Below are 19,388 nucleotides of genomic sequence, written 5' to 3' on the forward strand. Positions count from 1 at the left end.
TGCGCATGAAGATCGGACGCTTCGCTCAGGCCGTCGGACTGGCAACCGTGATCGCTGCGCTGACCCTGACCTCCTGCTCCGGCAGCAATCAGGAGGCGCCTTCTGCGGGCGGATCCGCAGAGGTCGGCAGCACCAACGACATCAACCCGCAGGACGTCGCCAACCTGCGTCAGGGCGGCAACCTCCGGCTGGCACTCAACGACTTCCCGCCGAACTTCAACTCACTTCACATCGACGGCAACACCGGCGATGTCGGCTCGCTCATGCGGTCCACCATGCCGCGCGCATTTCGAATCGCCGCCGACGGCTCGGCCACGGTCAACACGGACTACTTCACGAGCATCGAGCTGACGGGCACCGACCCACAGGTGGTCACCTACACGATCAACCCGAAGGCGGTATGGAGCGACGGCGCTCCGATAACGTGGGAGGACATCCAGTCTCAGATCAACGCGACCAGCGGTAAGGACAAGGGATTCGCGATCGCGGCGACCAACGGCAGCGACCGCGTCGAGAAGGTGGAGCGCGGACTCGACGACCGACAGGCGGTCGTCACATTCTCCAAGCCCTGGTCCGATTGGAAGGGCATGTTCGCGGGCAGCACCGTGCTGCTGCCGAAGAGTTCGACGGCCACGCCGGAGGCGTTCAACCGCGCGCAGCTCAATGGGCCGGGACCGTCGGCGGGACCGTTCGTCATCTCCAACCTCGACCGCGGTGCGAAGCGGATCACGTTGACGCGCAACCCCAAATGGTGGGGTCAGGCACCACTGTTGGACACCATCACCTATCTCGTGCTGGACGACGCGGCGCGGATTCCCGCGTTGCAGAACAACACGATCGACGCCACCGGTCTGGCCACCCTCGATGAGATGGAGATCGCGCGCCGGACCAACGGGATCTCCATCCGCCGCGCCCCCGGACTCGGCTGGTATCACTTCACGTTCAACGGGTCTGAAGGCAGGATTCTGGCCGACCCGGCACTGCGGCGCGCCGTCGCCATGGGCATCGACCGCAACACCATCGCCGCGGTGACCCAGCGTGGACTTGCCGACAACCCTGCCCCGCTGAACAACCACATCTACGTCGCCGGCCAGGAGGGCTACCAGGACAACAGTGGTGTCGTCGCGTTCGACCCCGAGAAGGCCAAACAGGAACTCGATGCGCTGGGCTGGAAGATGAACGGCCAGTTCCGCGAGAAGGACGGCCAACAGCTGGTGATCCGCGACGTGCTCTTCGACTCGCTCGGGACCCGCCAGTACGGACAGATCGCGCAGAACAATCTCGCCCAGATCGGCGTCAAGCTCGATCTCGACATCAGGCCCGCGGCGGGCTTCTTCACCGACTACGTCACTGTCGGTAACTTCGACATCGCCCAGTTCTCTTGGAGCGGTGACGCATTCCCGCTGGCGAGCCTGACCCAGATCTACCGCACAGATGCGGAGAGCAACTTCGGCAAGATCAGCAGCCCGGAGATCGATGCCAAGATCGAGGAGACTGTCGGCGAGCTGGATCCCGCGAAGGCGCGAGCGCTCGCCAACGAGCTAGACAAGATGCTCTTCGAAGAGGTTTTCAGCCTCCCCTTGACGCAGTCGACCGGAAACATCGCGGTGCGCAACAATTTGGCGAATTTCGGCGCGTTCGGCCTTGCCGATGCGGACTACACAAAAATCGGCTTTATGAAGTAGCGCGACGCACAGTTCGGGGAACCACTGCGGGCACAGCCGACTCCAGGGCCACCGCTGTCTCGATACCCCAGATCAATGCCCGGACGCCCAATCCGGCCGGTTTGGAATCCAGTGCGCTCTCTTGTTCGGGCAGACGCTCCAGCGTGCCGTCGTAGATGGCGTCGACGATCTGCAACGCGGCGGTCTCGCGCAGATCGACGATGCTGTGGCCGGCGGTCGCGAGATTGACCAGGACCGAATTCGGGATCAGCGATGCCACCCGCTGCGCCACCGCGGGCGGGGTGATCAGATCACGGCCTCCTGAGATCACCACGGTGGGCCAGGTGAATTTCGGCATCTCGGCGATCAGGTCGAAGGGTTCGGCGTCAAATTCCGTTGTGCCCGAATCGACTTCGAGGTACGCCTCCGCGGGATCCAACGGCTTGCCATCCGGCGTCGCCCCGTAGTTGAGCTCGCGGTACGCGATGCGGTTGACCAGGTCGGGCTCGTTCCGATACGGCGCCTTGCGCTCCATCACGAGCCGGCTGGCCAGCGCCAGGCCTGACCACAGCCAGCGCCTGCCGGTGAGCAGCAGATCCAGTTGACGCTGTAGCAGTGTGGCGCCGCCAAAGCCGTAGACGACCATGGCCAGCTGCGTGGCCGCCGGTGTGAACTGATCGTCGTCGACCAGCCGCCGCACCTTGTGGGCCAGCTCGGCGGTCTCGGGGTCTTCGCCCCGCCAGAGCAGCCGACGCGTCGTCTCACGGACCGCATCGATGTCCTGGGCGGACAGCACCGGCGAGTCGAGGACCATTGCGTGGACACGGTTGGGGTGGCGCACACCGAACCCGGCGGCGAGATAGGTGCCGTAGGAGGTGCCGTAGACGACCGCCTTGTCGACGCCCGCGTCGTCGAGTACCGCGGCCACATCGTCGACGGCCTGATTGACCGTCAGGGCCTCGGGCGGGAGGTCGGCGCCGCGATCGTCGTGCCGTGACATGCCCACACCGCGGTGCTCGATCATGATCACGTCCAGGCCCTCGGCGGCCGCCCGGCGGCGAAAGCCCCTGTACAACGCCACCGACGCGGCCCCCGGACCGCCGGGGATGACAACCAGCGGATGCGCGGTCTTGCGCCCGGTCCGCACGTAGTAGAGGTCGAACTCGTCAGACGAGCCTTTCCGCACAGGCCGCCGGACAGCGCGCACACCCGGAAGCGCGGCGAGTTTGTCGTGCGCCCGCCGACGCCTGGCACTCATGGTCATCGAGGTCCATTGTGCCCCTCACGCGCTGAGGTTCTATAGAGTCGCGGAGCGAATCGATCACACCCACGGGCGAGACCGGAGCCGAGGCAGCGTGCGAACTGAGAAGTTCTTCGAGTGGGCTACGCAGGCGTTCGAGGTACTGGGCGTTCTGTCGATGGTCGTCGGATTCGTCTTCGCATTCGCGCTGTCGATAGTCACGTGGAAGCGCACCGGTAGCGGCGTTCGCGCATTCACGACGTTGCGGCAGTCACTGGGTGGAGCCATTCTTCTCGGCCTCGAATTGCTTGTCGCTGCGGACATCGTCAAGACCGTGACGTCGAGGCCGTCGCTGACCGACGCCGCCATTCTCGGCATGATCGTCCTGATCCGGACGGTCCTGAGTTTCACGATCGAAATCGAGATCGACGGTGTGGCACCGTGGCGCAAGGCGCTGCGAACCGGGCCTGAAGTGCTGGCCAGCGCGGCTCGCAAGTCCCTGCAATCCGAGCCCGACCCCTAGCCTGCCGAGCCGATCAGGTCGGCGGCCTTCTCGCCGATCAGGACGCTCGGCGCATGGGTGTGCCCGCGGATGATCGTCGGCATCACCGATGCATCGGCGACACGCAGCCCTTCGACACCGCGGACCCGCAGCTGCGGGTCGACAACGCTGTCCTCGTCGCCACCCATCCGGCAGGTGCCCACGGGGTGATAAAGCGTGTGCGACAACGAATTCAGCGCCCGTTCCAGCGTTTCGTCGTCGAGGACCGTGGCATTCAGCGGTCTGGCGATCGAGCCGATGATGTCACTGAGGGCGGGAGACTTCGCGATCGTCGCGCACATCCGCAGACCGGCCATCAGCGCTTCGCGGTCCGCACCCGCGGAGTCGGTGAGATAGCGCGGATCGATGATCGGTTTGTCCTTCGGATCCGGGGACCGCAGCGTGACGGTGCCGCTGCTGTACGGCTTCAACAGGACCGGACCCATGACGACGGCGTGGCCCGGATACGGGTCGCCGAGACCCTCTTCGAAGTACGGTGCGGGCGCGAAGATCAGCTCCAGGTCGGGCAATTCGAGATCCGCGCGGCTCTTCACGAACCCGTATGCCTCGCCGACGTTGGACGTGAGCATGCCCCGTCGGCGGATGAGATAGTTCAACAGCTCGAGCGGCTTCTCCGCCGCGAAGAGCGTGTCGTTGGGTACGTCGAATCCCAGCGGCACCACCAGATGATCCAGCAGGTTGCTGCCGACACCCGGCGAGGGTGCGACCTCGTCGATGCCGTGCTCGCGCAGCTGATCGCGATCTCCGATTCCGGAGAGCATCAACAATTGGGGACTGTTGATCGCGCCACCGCACAGCACCACCTCGCGCCGTGCCCGCACCACCTGCCTGGTTCCGCCGCGCTCGAACTCGACGCCGACGGCACGGTGCCCGTCGAAGAGAACCTTGGTGGCGGTGGCCTCGGTCAAAAGAGTCAGGTTCGGTCGCTTGAGTGCAGGCCGCAGGTAGGCATCCGCGGTGCTCCATCTGGCGCCGCGGCGCTGGGTGACGAGGGTTTCGCAGAAGCCTTCCGGCTCAGCTTGATTGGGCTCCTCGACGTGGTAGCCGCATTCCTGCACGGCGCTCAGCCACGCGGCGGTCGACGCCCGTGGGCTTCGCTGACGCGCGATCGACAGCGGCCCGCTTTCGATGCGGCGGAGGTACGGTTCGAGGTGGGCGTAGCTCCACTGCTCACCGGCAGCGGTACCCCATTCGTCGTAGTCCGCGGCGAAGCCCCGCACCCACATCATCGCGTTCATCGATGACGAGCCACCGAGCATTCTGCCTCGCGGCCAATAGATCTCGCGTCCGTCGAGCTCCTTCTGCGGCTCCGTCAGGTAATCCCAATCGACCGGGCTGCGCAGCAGCTTGGAGAAGCCCGCGGGTATGTGGATGAACTTGTCTTTGTCCTTCGGTCCGGCTTCGAGCACCACGACCGCCGCGGACTGATTCGCACTGAGGCGATTGGCCACGACCGATCCGGCTGAGCCCGTTCCCACAACGATGTAGTCGGCGTCCATCGCCGGAGTCTAGCTAGGCGGTCAACGCGATGTGATGGGCACCGTCGACCGCGGCGTAGCGCTGCGGGCTGCACGTCAGCACGATCACCTGCCCCTCGCCGCCGACCGCGTTGAACACCGCGCCCATCTTCACGAGGCGATCGGCGTCGGTGAACCCCAGCGCATCGTCGATCACCACCGGGACGGTGTCCTCCTTGGCCACCAGCGCGGCGCCGGCCAGGCGTGCCACGATGCCCAGCTGCTCCTTGGCCCCGCCCGACAACGACTCGTAGGGGACCGTGCGCCCTGACAGGGTGCGGCTGCAGATCTTGAGGTCGCTGTCGACCTCGACCTCGAAACTGGTGCCGAAGACCAGGCGACCGAGTCTTTCCACCTCGCTGCGGAACGGGTCCACGTAGCGCAACCGGGTGGCGTCGCGGTGACGCGTGATCACCGAACGCAGCAACTCGGCGGCACGCGCGCGACGCTGCACGCGCAGGTGCTCCGCCTCGGCGTGCTCGCGTTCGGTTTCCGCCGCATCCAGTTGTCCCTTACGCCCCTCGGCGCCGTACACCCTCAGCTGCGTCTTCACGTCGCGCAACGCCTCGGTTACCTCATCGTGGGCACGCCCCACCGCATCGGCGCGACGGGTGGCGTCGCCGAGCACCGCCGCGACAGTGTCGGGCGCCGCGGCGGCCAGCTCGCCGCCGAGTTCGGCGACGAGGGCGTTCGCGCGACGCGCCTCTTCCTGATGCACCTCGGCCGTCACCGCCAGCTGCTCGTCGGCGGTGATCGCGCGCTGTCGCGCCAGCTCGTCACGCGCCAGCGTGATCCGGCCCTGTTCGGTGACGAGTTTGTCCCGCAACAGTGCGACACGGGTCTCGCGCTCCCCCAGTTGTTTTGCTGCCGCCTCGGCGACCTTGCGGTGCTTCTCGCAGTCCGTGATGGCCTGGGTGACGGCAGCCGTCGCCGCGTGGAGTTCGGCACGCGCGGCACCGGGGTCCGCACCGAAGAGGTCGGTGGCGACGGGTTGACGGGCGGTCAACTCGGTCAACCGGGTCCGCAGCGCCTCGACCGATGCGTCACCGGTCAGTGCCTCGATCCGGGCACCCAATCGATCCCGGGTGGCCGTCAACTGCTGCCGACGCTGGTACACGGTGCGCGCAGCGCCGATATCGGCGACCCCGCCGGCCGCCAGCGCCGCCGCCAGAACCTCTTGCGCGGCATCCAGTTTGGCTTGTGTCTGCGACGCAGGCGTGCCCGGCGTCAGGCGTGCGGTCAGCACCCCGGGGACGTCGATGTCGGTCCGAGCGCTGACACTCGTCGCCCAGGTCTCGCCCGCGGTAAGGGCGATCGATTCGCCGCCCAGACGCACGTGGATGTCAGCGACTGCGACCAACTCGACATGGGCCGATACCAGTTCGACCTGACCCATCGCCACATCGACCGCCGACCGTGCGGCCTCGATGGCGCGCATCCCCTCGTCGGTCAGTGCCATGCCGGCGAGCTCCGTACCGGCGGATTCCAGATCACGTTGCGCCACAGCGATCTTCGCCAGCAGCGATGCCACCCGATCGGCTTCGTCCCGGTCCGCGATCTGGTCGACGGCCCGGCGGGCGACCTCTGCCCGCTGCCGGGCCGTGTCCACCGCCGACCGTGCCTGTTCGGCCAGCGCGTCGGCCTCCTGCTGGACCTCGGCGGCGGTGGTGAGCGCCTCCCCCGCCGCAGTGGCCGAGGCTTCGAGCTCGATGATCGCGACGGCCTTTTCGTCGATGCCGTCCCGCAGCTTGCGCCGCTCGTCGACCGCGGCGACCGACGCGGTGCGCGCGGCATCCGCCGCGGTCGCGACCAGCTCGGCCTGCTTGAGTTCGCCGGCCAGTGCGGCGACGGCGTCGGCAGCGGACTGGGCTTCCGCGAGTTGCTTCGAGGCGCTCGTCCGCTCGGCCGCCAGCCGCGCGAGCTCGGCGGTCAGCGTCGCATGACGCCGGACCGCGTCGTCGACCTCCGCGATCGCGGCCGCGCAGCGCGCCAGCTCTTCGTCGGCGGCCCGCAGGCGGCTCGTCGCGGCGGCCCACTCACCGGTGGGACGGCCGGTCCGGGTGAAGTAGCCGAGATATTCGGTCTCGATCCGGTCCACAAGCAGAGGTTCGGCGCCGGACATTGCGACGGCCTCGCCTGCGGCCACGTCGAGCGCGCGCGACAACGCATCGCAACCTGACAGGTCCACCGCCCCGGTCGACGCGGACTGCAGGACGCGCTGCGCCTGCCAGAGGCAGGTGTCGACGGTCTCGTCCAGCATCGCCCTGACCCGGTCGTGCGCCTCGTCGCCGGTCAGTTGCTCGCGCCGTGGCGCCAGCACCGTCAATTCGGTCTCACACCGCTTGTGAAAACGCTTGTGGTACACGAATCGATAAGGCCCGGTGGAGATTTCGGCTGTGATCTCGGCGCCGACGTCGGCGTGCGTCGGCTTGACCTCTTTGACCTCTTTCTTCGACGACCGGTCCTTGGACTCCAGAAGCAGGTCCAGCGCCTCGATCATCGACGACTTGCCGACCTCGTTCGCACCGCTCACCACGACCACGCCGCGGTCGGGGAACTCGACCTCCCGGTGCGTGATGCCGCGGTAATTGGTCAGGACCATCCGGTGCAGTTTCACGCCACACCTCGGTCCGCGAGACGCAGCAGCAGGGCCAGCGCGGCACGCGCGTCGTCGGCGTCGTCGCCCTCTGACCGGGCCGCACCGACCAACTCGTCGATCGCCGCCGCGGCGAAGCCGCCGATTCCGAGGTCGTTGAACTCGCCGTCGGCGGGTGTCACCGCGATGTCGGACTGTTTGTCCCACAACGTGAGTGCCGCGAACAGCCGCGCGTACTTGTCGAGGCACGCATCCAGTGCGGCCTTGTCGGTCACCGTCAGTGAACCGGTCAGCCCGATCCGCACGACGGTGCGTTCCTTCTCGGGCATCAGGTCGAGGTTGAGGTCCAGATCGGCGATGTCGCGGCTGTTGTCCACTGAGCGGCGCAGCGTCACGAATCGCCAGCGGCCCACCTTGTGCGGCTCGACCCGCGCCGCCGAATCAGGATCGGCCTCGTCGATGTCGACCACCAAGACGTGGCCGGGATCGGTCTCGATGTCGTCGTAGTTGGTGACCTCCGGCGAACCCGAATACCAGATGCGGCCCGTGGAACCGACCTGCATACGAGAGTGCTTGTCGCCCAACGCCACATAGTGCACGGCGCCACGGGCGATCGCGGCCTCCAGCGCCGCCAGCCGAATGAGCGACGGCCGGTCCTTGTCGGGAACGAAGATGTCGACGCCGCCGTGGCCGACGACGATGCGGGCCACGCCGTCGGCAGGCAGGTCGTCGAGCACGGAGGCGACGGGATCTGCGCACGGCGCCTTGGAGGTCCACGGCGCCGCAACCAGTTGCAGCCCGGGGCGTACCTCGTGCACACCGGGCCGGTCGAGGACCGTCACGTTGTCGGGACACTCGGCGCCGAACAGCGGACTGGTGTACACCGACGATGCGTCCAGCGGATCGTGGTTGCCCGGCAGCAGATACACCGGGACACCGATGGCGCGCATCGCCTCCAGCGACAGGCTGATGTCCCGGGGAGCGAGTTGGTTGTGCTCGAAGACGTCGCCCGCCACGACCACGAACTCGGCTCCGGTATCGGCGGCCACCCGGTTCAGGCCGGCCACGACATCACGGCGCGCGGCCGAATAACGCGGCTGCGCCTCACCGTTGAGGAAGTAGCGGGTCATGCCGAGCTGCCAGTCGGCGGTGTGTACGAATCGCATCTCGGCCCATCCCTTCTACTCACGCGCGGCGAGTCCCGCATCCAGCCTGTCTCTTTGCCAGGCATCGCGAGTGTAGGTCTGGCCGCCGACAACTCCGGTGAGGCGCGGCGCGGCCGCCCTTACTGCATCGAACCCACCGGCACCTCGTCGTCGGCCACGGTTTCGCGCGTCCGATCCCTCGTCGCGAAAACGACCTCCAAACCGAGCACGACGAGCAGCGACACCCCGAAAACCGGAAACAACAGTCCGAGAACAACTGCAGCGACCGACACCGCGACGACGGCGCGCCTTGGCGTATCGGCGCGGGTGCCCGCGCCGGCCGGACCCGGCAATCCACGACTGCCCGGGGGACGACGGCACCACCACATCAGCAGCCCGGTCAACGCACTTAAAAGCACTCCCAGACATGCGATGGTCGCCGAGATGCGAGTCAGCAATCCGAACTGGTTGCCCATGTGCATCGCGATACCGAAGCTGGTCACCCGGGAGAGCCCACCGTCCTGTGCGGCGGTCGCGTTGGTGATCGTCTGCCCCGTGAACTGGTCGAGATAGAGCGTGCGCTGCTCCGAGAGCTTCTGCGGCCACGCGTTGACCACGGTGTAGCTGCCGTACCGCGTTTCTCCGTCCTCGGTCGTGTCCGAAGGCGGGAAGATCGCGTAGCCCGGGACCATGTGCTCGGTCTTGGCGATCCCGTCGACGTCAGCGAACGACAGGCGGGCCGGCAGCGGACCGTCGGCGGCTGATGCGTAGACCGGATCGTCGGTCGCCGCCCAGGCGATGCGTCGACCCAACCGGTCGTAATCGCCCATCGTCGCGGGCGTCGACGGCGCATCGACCTTGGTCGAGGGCGCGATGGTGGACGAAAGGGCTCGCCAGTTCTCACCCCAATATCGCGACCACGTCAGACCCGAGAGCACGTAACAGATGAGGACCACGGCGATCACCACACCGGTGAGCGCATGCAGATCACGCCACCGGATCCGGCCACCTTTGCGCCAGCGGACCTTCAGCAGCGGCTTCGCGGCTTCGATCGCCCGTGGCCACCACAGGTAGATCCCGCTGGCCAGCAGCACGAGGATCCATACCGCAGTGAGCTCCATCCAGAGATTTCCGATCCCGACTCCGATCGTCGCATCGGGGTAGGACGACGGCGCGATGACGTGTCCGAGCGATGGCAGGTGCACCTTCGTACCGTCATTGCCGAACAGCCGGTGCAGCTGGTTGGCCCACCCGACGAGCCCGGACAGTTCACTGCGCTGCCCCAGATATCGCCCGGTGTAGGGGTCGACGAAGACCTGGGTGAGGTTGGCTTCACCGTCAGCCGACGCCGTCGCGGGCAGGAAGTCGACCCGCGTCGACCGGTCCGCGGCGGCGGGCGGCGTGACGGCGTCGAGGGTGTAGTCCTGCGCCACGCTGTTCGCCGCGACAGCGACCTGGTCATCGAGTGGGACGGTTTCCGGTCCCGCCGCGACGACGTAGAGATCGCGGTTCAGCCAGTCATTGAGCGGTTGGGTGTACAGGATCACCAGCCCGGAACACGCGAGCAGCACCAGAGCCGGTGCTGCGAAAAGGCCCACCCAGAAATGCAGGCGCCAGATCCGCCGGAGTACGGCCGCGTCGCCGCCGCGGCGCTTCACCACGGTCGGCGAACTCATCGGTCACAGCCGATCACAAAGAGAGGTGTCTTGAACACCTGATTCACTTCCTTCGTTCAGATCGAGAAAAGGGGGAAACCCGTTGCAATGGAACGAGTTCGAAACACCACACGAGCCTTGGCAACTCGTGATGTGGTGTGTGAGGAGACGGGCGCTAGGCGGCCAATGCTGTGCGCAGTGGTGGCGCACGCATACCGAGGCCCGCGCAACGCAACACCGACTGTGCGACGACGTCGCCGGTCGCCACCGGCAACAACCGTGCGACCGGCCTGGAGGCGGCCGTCACGAACAGTCGTAGCCAGGACAGCACCGACGCGCACACGACGTAGAGGTATTCGACTGAGGTGATCGCGATGCCGAGCACAGCGGCGGCCGCGAGGTGCGCGGCGGCCATCGACGGCGTGAGACCCAACCCGTCGCCGTGATGGTGCGCCGCGGAGGTCATCAAGCTCAGGTGACCGAGCGACTGCGCGACGGTGAGCGCGCCGATGACACCGGCCACCCTGCCGCGGCGGCCTTCGAGCGGCGCGATGGCGAGCACGGCGCCGACGGTTGCGCACACCAGCATCGAGACGATGAGCCTGCCGCCCTGCGGCACCACTCCACCGGCAGCGGCGTGAGCGCCGACCGTGACCACAGCCGACGACGCCCCCACCAGGGCACCGCGTACCCAGCGCGCCCGTGACTTCGGCGTACCCACGCGCCGCACCCTACCGTTGCGACTACTACGTCGCCTAGTAGACCCGTTGACCACGCCAGAACCGCGCGTCACATCTACGGTGGGACCGTGAGCGACACCTTCCGCACGCTGTTGCTGCTTCGCCACGCCAAGTCGGACTATCCGCCCGAGGTCGCCGACCACGACCGCCCGCTCGCGCCGCGCGGTATCCGGGAGGCCGAGTTGGCAGGCGACTGGCTGCGGGCGCAAGCTCCCGCGGTGGATGCGGTGCTGTGTTCGACGGCGACGCGTACCCGCGAAACGCTGCAACGGACCCGCATCGACGCACCGACGGAGTTCGTCGACGGCCTCTATGACGCGACGCCCGGCGCCGTGATCGACGAGATCAATCGGGTGGCGTCACGCTTCGACTTCGATGTGGACACCCTGCTGGTCGTCGGTCACGAGCCGACGATGTCCGGCGTGGCACTCGGACTGGCGACGGCGGACGGCAGCAACAACGCTGCGGCCGCGCGCATCTACGCGAAGTTTCCGACCTCGGGAATCGCGGTGCTGCGTACCGGCGAAGACTGGAGCGAACTCGCTGTCAACGGCGCCACTCTGGTCACCTTCTACGTGCCCAGATGAATGTCCCCGTGCGCTCAGGCGCGGGTGGCCAGCGTCAGCTCCATCAACTTCAGCGCCATCGCGCAGGCATCGCTGCCCGGAGTCTGCGGGTTGACCCACCACCCGACCACACCTGCGGCATCGCTGGCGACCCCACAGGCACCGCTCGGATCGTTCGGGCGCATCACGATGGATTCGATCCCGGCCACTGACTTGTTCTCGACCTGGTAATTGAGTTTGTCGGCCACTTCGCGTTCGTTGTCCAGACTGCCCTGCTCGAACCAGAACCGGGTGATGTCGACCAACCCCGAGGGGTTGGCGGCCTGCCAGCGGCACACCGCACCCACGAATGTGCTCTGGATGTCCAGCGGATCCGCCTGCACCGTTTCGGCGAGGATGTCCGTCGTCAGGACGTCGCACTCCTTCTGCAGATTCGGGTACTGCCGTTCGGAGTCGTTGTTCCTGGGCACGTCGCCCGAACCCGCCTTGGTGGCGGTGCCGTCAACGGTGCTCGTGCACCCTGCGACGACGGACATCGCGGCCAGCGCCACGACCAGAGCGCCTGCGGCGCGACGGACAAGTCTCATTTGGAGTTCACAATCGACTGGCGGGTGAGTTCCTTGGCGACCCCACAGGCATCCGGGAACGGCTTCTCGCTGTAGCTGACGGACCATTCGATGAAGTCGTCGTCGAACTGGATCCCGATCTCGCACAGGTTGGTTCCGAGAAGCGGATCGTCACCGATCGCGATGAAACCGTCGTGACCCTCGATGTTGATGTCCTCCACGCTCAACCGCGTCAGTTCCTCGGTTTTGCGTTCGCGCCCAATCGGGCTGCCCCGGAACCACGTGAACGAGAAGTGCGGGCCCAGGATGCTGCCACCGGACAGCCATTGACATCCCACCGAGGTCTTCGCGGTGTTGACCAGTCCCGGTACCCGGGTCTGCGAAATGACCTCCTGGTCGCTGATCCCGCCACATTCGGGAAAGAACGGACCGTGGGTGGCACTTCCCTGAGCCCCCGAGGTCTGCGGGACATCCGGGTTCGCCGGCTGCGAATCCGAGCAGGCGGCGATCAACGGGATGATCGCCGCGGCAGCCACGGCCAACGCCTTGGCGTTTCGGCTCTTGCGAGCCGCGCGCGTCGTGGAAGTCACGCCATGCACTGTAGCGGCAGGTCAGAAGGTCAACCACCGACATGCCGGTTGACCTGCCTATTTATGCAATTCACAGGCGACACTGCCGATCAAGACAATGGGCAGGTATGCGACAGTAGCGACATGTTGTGGGCGCTGCTGCGAAAGTATGCGCGGCCATACCGGTGGCTGCTCGCGATCGTGGCGGTGTTCCAGTTGATCAGCACGCTGGCATCGCTGTACCTGCCCACCGTCAACGCAGCGATCATCGACGAAGGCGTCGCCAAGGGCGATCTGCGCATCATCGTCGAGTTGGGCGGCGTCATGCTCGGGGTCACCGCACTGCAGGTGCTCTGCGCGATCGGCGCGGTGTACTTCGGGTCGCGGGCAGGCACCAGCTTCGGCCGTGACCTTCGATCGGCGATCTTTCACCACGTGACCGGCTTCTCGGCCGAGGAGACCGCACGCTTCGGCGCGGCGTCACTGCTGACCAGGACCACGAACGACGTTCAGCAGATACAGCTGCTCGTGCAGCTGACCTGCACCATGCTGATCACGGCGCCGATCATGTCGATCGGCGGCATCTTCATGGCGATCCATCAGGACGCGGGCCTGTCGTGGCTGCTTCTGGTCAGCGTGCCGATCCTGGCGGCCGCCAACTACTGGATCGTGTCGCATCTGCTGCCGATCTTCCGGCGGATGCAACGCCTGATCGACGGCATCAACCGGGTCATGCGCGAACAACTCGCCGGTATCCGCGTCATCCGTGCGTTTGCCCGGGAACCGTTCGAGCGCAACCGATTCGCGCAGGCCAATGAGGCCCTCGCGGACACCGCGGTCGAGGCGGGCCGCTGGCAGGCGCTCATGTTGCCCGCAACCACGCTCGTGATCAACATCTCCAGCGTCGCGCTGATCTGGTTCGGCGGCTTGCGAATCGATGCCGGCGAGATGCAGGTCGGTTCGCTGATCGCGTTCCTGTCCTATTTCATGCAAATCCTGATGGCGGTCCTGCTGGCGACCTTCATCCTCGTCATCATCCCCCGCGCATCCGTATGCGCGGACCGCATCGGCGAGGTGCTGTCCACCGAGCCGCAGATCACCAGCCCGCCCAATCCGGTGCGGCCTGCGGGCATCGCCGGCGAGATACGCCTGGACGGCGCCTCCTTCAGCTATCCGGGCGCCGAGCTTCCTGTACTGCAAGACATTTCGCTGACCGCGCGGCCCGGGACGACGACGGCGATCGTCGGATCGACGGGATCCGGTAAGTCGACACTGGTGGCGCTGGTCTGCCGGTTATATGACGTGACAGCCGGATCGGTGCGCATCGACGGCATCGACGTGCGGGACTTCGATCCCGAACAACTGTGGGCGGCGATCGGTGTGGTGCCGCAGCGGGGATACCTGTTCTCCGGCACCGTCGCCGACAATCTGCGCTACGGGAAGGCCGGTGCCACCGAGGACGAGATGTGGCGCGCGTTGGAGGTGGCAGCGGCAGATGACTTCGTGCGCAGCCACGCAGACGGACTGGAGATGCGCGTCGCGCAGGGCGGTATCAACTTCTCGGGTGGCCAGCGGCAGCGACTGGCCATCGCACGTGCGGTCATCCGCCGTCCCGCCGTCTACCTGTTCGACGATGCGTTCTCCGCGCTCGATGTGCACACCGACGCCCGGGTACGCGCCGCGCTTCGGGAGGTGTCGGCGGATTCGACGGTCATCATTGTCTCCCAGCGTATTTCGACGGTGTCGGCGGCGGATCAGATCATCGTCATCGACGACGGCCACATCCTCGGAGTCGGCACTCACGATGCGCTGTTGACGGAGTGCCCCGAGTACGCCGAGTTCGCCGACTCCCAGTCGGTCGGCGCATCGTGACCGGAGCGATGGGGCGCCCGATCCGTGGCGCGGTGCAGGCACCCACGGAACGGTCGCGCGACTTCAAGGGCTCGGCGATCCGACTGGTCAGGCAGCTGACTCCGCAGCGTGCGCTGGCCTCGACGGTCATCCTGCTCGGCGTCGGCGGCATCGCGATCGGTGTCGTCGGCCCGCGCATCCTCGGACACGCGACCGACCTGTTGTTCAACGGCGTGATCGGCCGCCAGTTGCCCGCAGGCCTCACGAAGGAACAGGCCGTCGCCGCGGCGCGCGCACGCGGCGACAACACCTTCGCCGATCTGCTGTCCGGCATGAACGTGGTGCCCGGACGTGGTGTCGACTTCGCCGCCGTCGGCCGCACGCTCTTGCTGGCATTGGCCCTGTACCTGGTTGCCGCGCTGCTGATCTGGCTGCAGGCCCGGATGCTCAACGTCGCGGTGCAGCGCACGATGGTGGCCCTGCGCTCCGATGTCGAGAACAAAGTGCACCGGATGCCGTTGTCCTACTTCGACTCCCGCCAGCGCGGCGAAGTGCTGAGCCGGGTGACCAACGACGTCGACAACATCCAGACGTCGTTGTCGATGACGATCAGTCAGCTGCTGACATCGGTTTTGACGGTCGTCGCAGTGCTGGTGATGATGTTGACCATCTCGCCGCTGCTGACGCTTCTCACCATCGTCACGGTGCCGCTGTCGCTATGGGCGACGCGGGTGATCGCGCGGCGATCCCAGCGGCTGTTCGTCGCGCAATGGGCCAACACCGGCCGACTCAACGCGCACATCGAGGAGACGTACAGCGGTTTCACCATCGTCAAGACGTTCGGTCATCGCGCCCACGCCCAGGAACAGTTCAGCGAGTTCAACGACGATGTGTACCAGAGCAGCTATGGGGCGCAGTTCTTTTCGGGCCTGGTGTCGCCGGCGACGGTGTTCATCGGCAACATCAGTTACGTCGCGGTGGCGGTGGTCGGCGGTCTTCAAGTCGCGACAGGTCAGATCACCCTCGGCGGCATCCAGGCCTTCATCCAGTACGTCCGCCAGTTCAACCAGCCGCTGACCCAGGTCGCAGGCATGTACAACACACTGCAATCGGGGGTGGCCAGCGCGGAACGGGTGTTCGACCTCCTCGATGCCGAGGAGGAGTCTCCAGAGCCCGCGCCGATGCCCCACCCCCCCGACAGAAGCCCCGGCCGGGTGGAGTTCAGAAACGTCACGTTCAGCTACCGCCCCGGCACACCCGTGATCAATGATCTGTCCCTGGTCGCCGAACCGGGAACCACTGTGGCCATCGTCGGGCCGACGGGCGCGGGCAAGACGACGCTGGTGAACCTGCTGATGCGGTTCTACGAGGTCGATTCCGGCCAGATCCTGGTGGACGGAGTGGACATCGCCACCGTGAGCCGCCAGTCGCTGCGGTCTCGCATCGGCATGGTGCTGCAGGACACCTGGCTGTTCGGCGGCACCATCTACGACAACATCGCCTACGGCCGGCCGGATGCCAGTGAGGACGAGGTGACCGAGGCTGCCACCGCCGCCTACGTCGACCGGTTCGTGCACCAGCTGCCCGACGGATACCAGACGTGGGTCAGAGACGACGGCGGAAACGTCAGCGCCGGCGAGAAGCAGCTCATCACGATCGCCCGTGCCGCGCTGTCGAGTCCGCACGTGTTGGTTCTCGACGAGGCGACCAGCTCGGTGGACACCCGCACCGAGCTGCTCATCCAACAGGCGATGGCCGAACTCCGTCGCGACCGGACGAGTTTCATCATCGCGCACCGGCTTTCGACGATCCGCGACGCCGACGTCATTGTCGTCCTCGAGGCAGGCCGCATCGTCGAAAACGGCAACCACGCCGAGCTGATGGCTAAGCGTGGCGCTTATTGGCTGATGACGCAGGCCTAGTCGCCGTAGTCTCGAAAGTGATGAGCACGACCGTCTACACCTTCTGCAGATACTGCTCGGCAGCCTGCGGCATCGAAGTCACGGTCGAGGACAACAGGGTGACGAAGATATCGCCGGACAAACAGAACCCGCACAGCTGGCAGGACTTCTGCGCCAAAGGCAGAACGGCGAATCAGCTTGTCGAGCATCCGCGCAGAATCGTGGCGCCGATGCGACGGGTCGGTGATTCCTATGTCGAAGCCAGCTGGGATGAGGCGATCAGCGACATCGCCGCCCGGATGACCGCTCTGATCGACGCCGACGGACCCGACGCGATCGGCCTCTACTACGGGAACCCGGCCGGCTACTCGTCATCCAACGTGCTGTTCATGATCGCCTGGCTCGACGCCGTCGGAACGCAGAACCGGTACGCCGTCGGCTCGGTGGACCAGAACGCCATGCACGTCGTCGCGGACGCGATGTACGGATCGATTCTGATGGCGCCCGTGTCCGACGTCGACAACTGTGACTACTTCCTGCTGGTCGGCGCTAATCCGGCGGTGAGCGCATGGAACTGGCTGGAAACGGTGCCCGGCGGTTGGAAACGGACACTGGAACGGCAGCGACAGGGCGCCACGCTCGTCGTCGTCGATCCGGTTCGGACCGAGACCGCGGACAAGGCGGATCTGCACATCGCCGTGCGGCCGGGTCAGGACTGGGCCCTGCTGCTCGGCATGGTCAAGGTCATTCTCGATGCGGGCCTCGAGCACGCCGCCGACTGCCGAGAGCTGGCGACCGGTGTCGACGCACTCCGCGCGCTCGTCGCGGACACCGACCTCGACGAGATGGCGGCGCGCTGCGACGTCCCACGCGCGGTGATCGAGCGGGTGGCAAGGGAATTCGCGACCGCACCGCGTGCGATGGTGGTCACCCGCACCGGCGTCTCACTGCATGTCACCGGCACGATCGGCGAATGGCTGGGTCACGTGTTGAACGTGATCACCGGTCGCATGGACCGACCGGGTGGACGCAGATTCGAACCCGGCTACATCGACGCGCTGAAGTTGTCGGGCCTCGCCACACCGCCGGCGCACAAGAGTCGCCTGCGTGGGCGTGACCTCGTGGCCGGTGCACACGCACTCGCCGAGCTGCCCGACGAGATTCTGACACCGGGACCCGGCCAGATCCGGGCGATGGTGATCAATTGCGGAAACCCGGTGGTATCCGGACCACGCGGCGAGAGGCTCGACACGGCGCTCGCAGATCTGGACCTGTTGGTGGCAATCGACTTGGTGCAGAGGGAAAGTCACCGCCACGCCCACTGGCTGTTGCCCGCCGCGCACTGGCTGGAGCGCGATGACCTGATGGCGTTGACCAGCAACCTTCACGACGAGCCGTACGTGCAGTACGGGCGGCGCGCGGTCGAGCCGCCAACGGGGACACGTGAGGAATGGCGCATCTTCGTCGATCTCGCGATCGCCATGCGCAAGCCGCTGTTCGGCGCGAAGGGGTTGAACGGCTTCATCGCGGCCACGCGCAGACTGGCCCGGCTCGCCCGCAGGCCGGCTCTCGAGTTCACACCACATTGGCTGAACCGGCTGCTCGTCGCCACCAGCCGGAAAGTCAACGGGCGCAAGGTCAGTTGGCGCGAGCTGTTGTCCAATCCGCACGGGCTGGTGCTCGGCCCGCGCGAGTTCGGGCATTTCCGTGCCGCGCTTCGAACCGATGACAAGAAGGTGCACGCGGCCCCACCGGAGTTCGTCGCCCGTGCACGTGAATTGCTCGCCGAGCCGGTACCGCAGGCTCCGGGCGGTTATCCGTTCCAGCTGGCGAACCGGCGCAATCGGCACTCGATGAACTCCTGGCTCAACGAGCTTCCCGGCCTGCATCCGTCCGGTAAGCGCAACGATGTGGTGATCAATCCCGAAGACGCCGCGACGCTGGGAATCGCGGACGGCGATATGGTGCGGGTGTTCTCCGAGGTCGCCGAGATCAACGTGGCCGCGTCGATCAGCGATCGAGCGCGCCGGGGTGTCGTGATCGTCGACCACGGTTGGGGCTCAAGGATTTTCGACCCGCGGCGTGACGGCGTTCCGGAGATGTACGGTGCTAACCGGAATCTGCTCGTCGACAATGTGTCCGTCGACCCGCTGTCCCAGACCTCACCGCTGAACTCGTCGTACGTCGGCGTCGAGCGCGTCTAGAGCTCCGGGCCCTCGGCGCGCAGATCGTCGACATTGCGCATCGCGTCGCGCAGCTTGCCCAGCCATTCGTCGGCGTGCTCGCCCACCAACCTGACCGACCATGCCAGGGCATCGGAACGTGAGCGCGCGACGCCCGCGTCCACCAGCGTGTCGAGGACCTGGCGTTCCGGCTGCCGAAGGCGGGTCATCACCGGCACGGCGATATGGGTGAAGAGGACCTGTTCGGAGTCGTCGCCACCGATCTCGACGCCCCACGCAACCTTGCGCCCGTAGCGGCCCTCGGCTTCGTCGGCGATCCGCATTCGCTCGGATCGAGTCTCCTCGCGGAAGCGCGCGATTCTGCCGGAGGCATGGGCTTCGCTCTCGTCCTCGTCGGCATCGGGGAGGTGCCCGATGACGGTGATCTCTTCGCGGTCGACGACGACCGTCGGGTCGCCGGCGAACCAGCCTTCGGGTAGCCGCCCGGCGAACCAGTCGGCTGCGTCACTTGCGTCGGGCTGCTGGGCCTGTTGCCAGCCGCCGGGGCGGCCGGACCGCCGTGCATGGGGATGATGATGTCGCATGATTACATGCTTACACCGTTACATCGCCGTTGGAACGGCTTTCTCCACA

General features: G+C 66.5%; 15 protein-coding genes. 6 read left to right on the forward strand and 9 right to left on the reverse strand.

Features of this window, described 5'->3' with window-relative positions:
• Positions 1-5: 5 nt before the first annotated feature.
• On the forward strand, positions 6-1,685 hold the full coding sequence (locus tag AB4Z42_RS12215) for an ABC transporter family substrate-binding protein (RefSeq protein WP_442009409.1): 1,680 nt from the start codon (positions 6-8) through the stop codon (positions 1,683-1,685).
• Here the strand turns inward: AB4Z42_RS12215 and AB4Z42_RS12220 are convergent.
• A complete protein-coding gene (locus tag AB4Z42_RS12220) occupies positions 1,675-2,928 on the reverse strand; it encodes an alpha/beta fold hydrolase (protein ID WP_442009410.1) in 1,254 nt (417 codons plus the stop codon). The two genes, AB4Z42_RS12215 and AB4Z42_RS12220, sit on opposite strands and share 11 nt — an antisense overlap.
• A gap of 91 nt (positions 2,929-3,019) precedes the next feature.
• Here AB4Z42_RS12220 and AB4Z42_RS12225 point away from each other — a divergent pair, with 91 nt between their 5' ends.
• Positions 3,020-3,427 (forward strand): DUF1622 domain-containing protein, encoded by a 408-nt coding sequence (locus AB4Z42_RS12225; RefSeq protein WP_442009411.1) that lies wholly within the window; start codon positions 3,020-3,022, stop codon positions 3,425-3,427.
• Here AB4Z42_RS12225 and AB4Z42_RS12230 read toward each other — a convergent pair.
• The 5 genes from AB4Z42_RS12230 to AB4Z42_RS12250 all read right to left on the reverse strand — a co-directional run bounded on the left by AB4Z42_RS12230 (position 3,424) and on the right by AB4Z42_RS12250 (position 11,100).
• A complete protein-coding gene (locus tag AB4Z42_RS12230) occupies positions 3,424-4,965 on the reverse strand; it encodes a GMC family oxidoreductase (protein WP_442009412.1) in 1,542 nt (513 codons plus the stop codon). The two genes, AB4Z42_RS12225 and AB4Z42_RS12230, sit on opposite strands and share 4 nt — an antisense overlap.
• A gap of 13 nt (positions 4,966-4,978) precedes the next feature.
• Positions 4,979-7,600: an AAA family ATPase gene (locus AB4Z42_RS12235; RefSeq protein ID WP_442009413.1), complete on the reverse strand. Its 2,622-nt coding sequence runs from the start codon at positions 7,598-7,600 to the stop codon at positions 4,979-4,981.
• Positions 7,597-8,745: a metallophosphoesterase family protein gene (locus tag AB4Z42_RS12240; protein ID WP_442009414.1), complete on the reverse strand. Its 1,149-nt coding sequence runs from the start codon at positions 8,743-8,745 to the stop codon at positions 7,597-7,599. The genes AB4Z42_RS12235 and AB4Z42_RS12240 overlap by 4 nt, the downstream gene beginning before the upstream one ends.
• A gap of 119 nt (positions 8,746-8,864) precedes the next feature.
• Entirely contained in the window at positions 8,865-10,400 is a 1,536-nt protein-coding gene (locus AB4Z42_RS12245) for a PepSY-associated TM helix domain-containing protein (RefSeq protein ID WP_442009415.1), read from the reverse strand.
• A 154-nt stretch (positions 10,401-10,554) separates the two neighbouring features.
• Entirely contained in the window at positions 10,555-11,100 is a 546-nt protein-coding gene (locus tag AB4Z42_RS12250; protein WP_442009416.1) for a hypothetical protein, read from the reverse strand.
• Positions 11,101-11,187: 87 nt separating this feature from the next.
• Here AB4Z42_RS12250 and AB4Z42_RS12255 point away from each other — a divergent pair, with 87 nt between their 5' ends.
• Complete coding sequence (locus AB4Z42_RS12255) at positions 11,188-11,706, forward strand: SixA phosphatase family protein (protein ID WP_442009417.1); 519 nt, start codon at positions 11,188-11,190, stop codon at positions 11,704-11,706.
• A 14-nt stretch (positions 11,707-11,720) separates the two neighbouring features.
• On the opposite strand, the gene AB4Z42_RS12260 is transcribed toward AB4Z42_RS12255, so the two are convergent.
• Positions 11,721-12,272 (reverse strand): DUF3558 domain-containing protein, encoded by a 552-nt coding sequence (locus AB4Z42_RS12260; RefSeq protein ID WP_442009418.1) that lies wholly within the window; start codon positions 12,270-12,272, stop codon positions 11,721-11,723.
• The gene (locus AB4Z42_RS12265) at positions 12,269-12,850 is read right to left on the reverse strand and encodes a DUF3558 domain-containing protein (RefSeq protein ID WP_442009419.1); all 582 of its coding nucleotides are present in this window, start codon (positions 12,848-12,850) and stop codon (positions 12,269-12,271) included. Before AB4Z42_RS12265 ends, AB4Z42_RS12260 begins: the two co-directional genes overlap by 4 nt.
• Before the next feature lie 114 nt (positions 12,851-12,964).
• Between AB4Z42_RS12265 and AB4Z42_RS12270 the strand changes: the two genes are divergently transcribed.
• Genes AB4Z42_RS12270 through AB4Z42_RS12280 form a run of 3 tightly spaced genes read left to right on the forward strand, consistent with a single transcriptional unit; the run spans position 12,965 to position 18,776 of the window.
• On the forward strand, positions 12,965-14,692 hold the full coding sequence (locus AB4Z42_RS12270) for an ABC transporter ATP-binding protein (protein ID WP_442009420.1): 1,728 nt from the start codon (positions 12,965-12,967) through the stop codon (positions 14,690-14,692).
• Positions 14,693-14,700: 8 nt separating this feature from the next.
• Positions 14,701-16,593 carry an ABC transporter ATP-binding protein gene (locus AB4Z42_RS12275; RefSeq protein ID WP_442009421.1) on the forward strand — a complete coding sequence of 631 codons (1,893 nt, stop codon included), beginning with the start codon at positions 14,701-14,703 and terminating at the stop codon, positions 16,591-16,593.
• A gap of 20 nt (positions 16,594-16,613) precedes the next feature.
• Positions 16,614-18,776 carry a molybdopterin-containing oxidoreductase family protein gene (locus AB4Z42_RS12280; RefSeq protein WP_442009422.1) on the forward strand — a complete coding sequence of 721 codons (2,163 nt, stop codon included), beginning with the start codon at positions 16,614-16,616 and terminating at the stop codon, positions 18,774-18,776.
• On the opposite strand, the gene AB4Z42_RS12285 is transcribed toward AB4Z42_RS12280, so the two are convergent.
• A complete protein-coding gene (locus tag AB4Z42_RS12285; protein ID WP_442009423.1) occupies positions 18,773-19,339 on the reverse strand; it encodes a hypothetical protein in 567 nt (188 codons plus the stop codon). The two genes, AB4Z42_RS12280 and AB4Z42_RS12285, sit on opposite strands and share 4 nt — an antisense overlap.
• Between the last annotated feature and the right edge of the window lie 49 nt (positions 19,340-19,388).

Origin of the sequence: Mycobacterium sp. 2YAF39 (assembly GCF_052114565.1) — a bacterium.
Lineage (GTDB): Bacteria > Actinomycetota > Actinomycetes > Mycobacteriales > Mycobacteriaceae > Mycobacterium.

Bases quoted from the DNA above. Each gene is read 5' to 3' on its own strand.
- AB4Z42_RS12215 (WP_442009409.1), top strand. From the start codon at position 6: ATGAAGATCGGACGCTTCGCTCAGGCCGTCGGACTGGCAACCGTGATC.
- AB4Z42_RS12220 (WP_442009410.1), bottom strand. From the start codon at position 2,928: ATGACCATGAGTGCCAGGCGTCGGCGGGCGCACGACAAACTCGCCGCG.
- AB4Z42_RS12230 (WP_442009412.1), bottom strand. From the start codon at position 4,965: ATGGACGCCGACTACATCGTTGTGGGAACGGGCTCAGCCGGATCGGTC.
- AB4Z42_RS12240 (WP_442009414.1), bottom strand. From the start codon at position 8,745: ATGCGATTCGTACACACCGCCGACTGGCAGCTCGGCATGACCCGCTAC.
- AB4Z42_RS12245 (WP_442009415.1), bottom strand. From the start codon at position 10,400: ATGAGTTCGCCGACCGTGGTGAAGCGCCGCGGCGGCGACGCGGCCGTA.
- AB4Z42_RS12260 (WP_442009418.1), bottom strand. From the start codon at position 12,272: ATGAGACTTGTCCGTCGCGCCGCAGGCGCTCTGGTCGTGGCGCTGGCC.
- AB4Z42_RS12270 (WP_442009420.1), top strand. From the start codon at position 12,965: ATGTTGTGGGCGCTGCTGCGAAAGTATGCGCGGCCATACCGGTGGCTG.
- AB4Z42_RS12275 (WP_442009421.1), top strand. From the start codon at position 14,701: ATGGGGCGCCCGATCCGTGGCGCGGTGCAGGCACCCACGGAACGGTCG.
- AB4Z42_RS12280 (WP_442009422.1), top strand. From the start codon at position 16,614: ATGAGCACGACCGTCTACACCTTCTGCAGATACTGCTCGGCAGCCTGC.
- AB4Z42_RS12285 (WP_442009423.1), bottom strand. From the start codon at position 19,339: ATGCGACATCATCATCCCCATGCACGGCGGTCCGGCCGCCCCGGCGGC.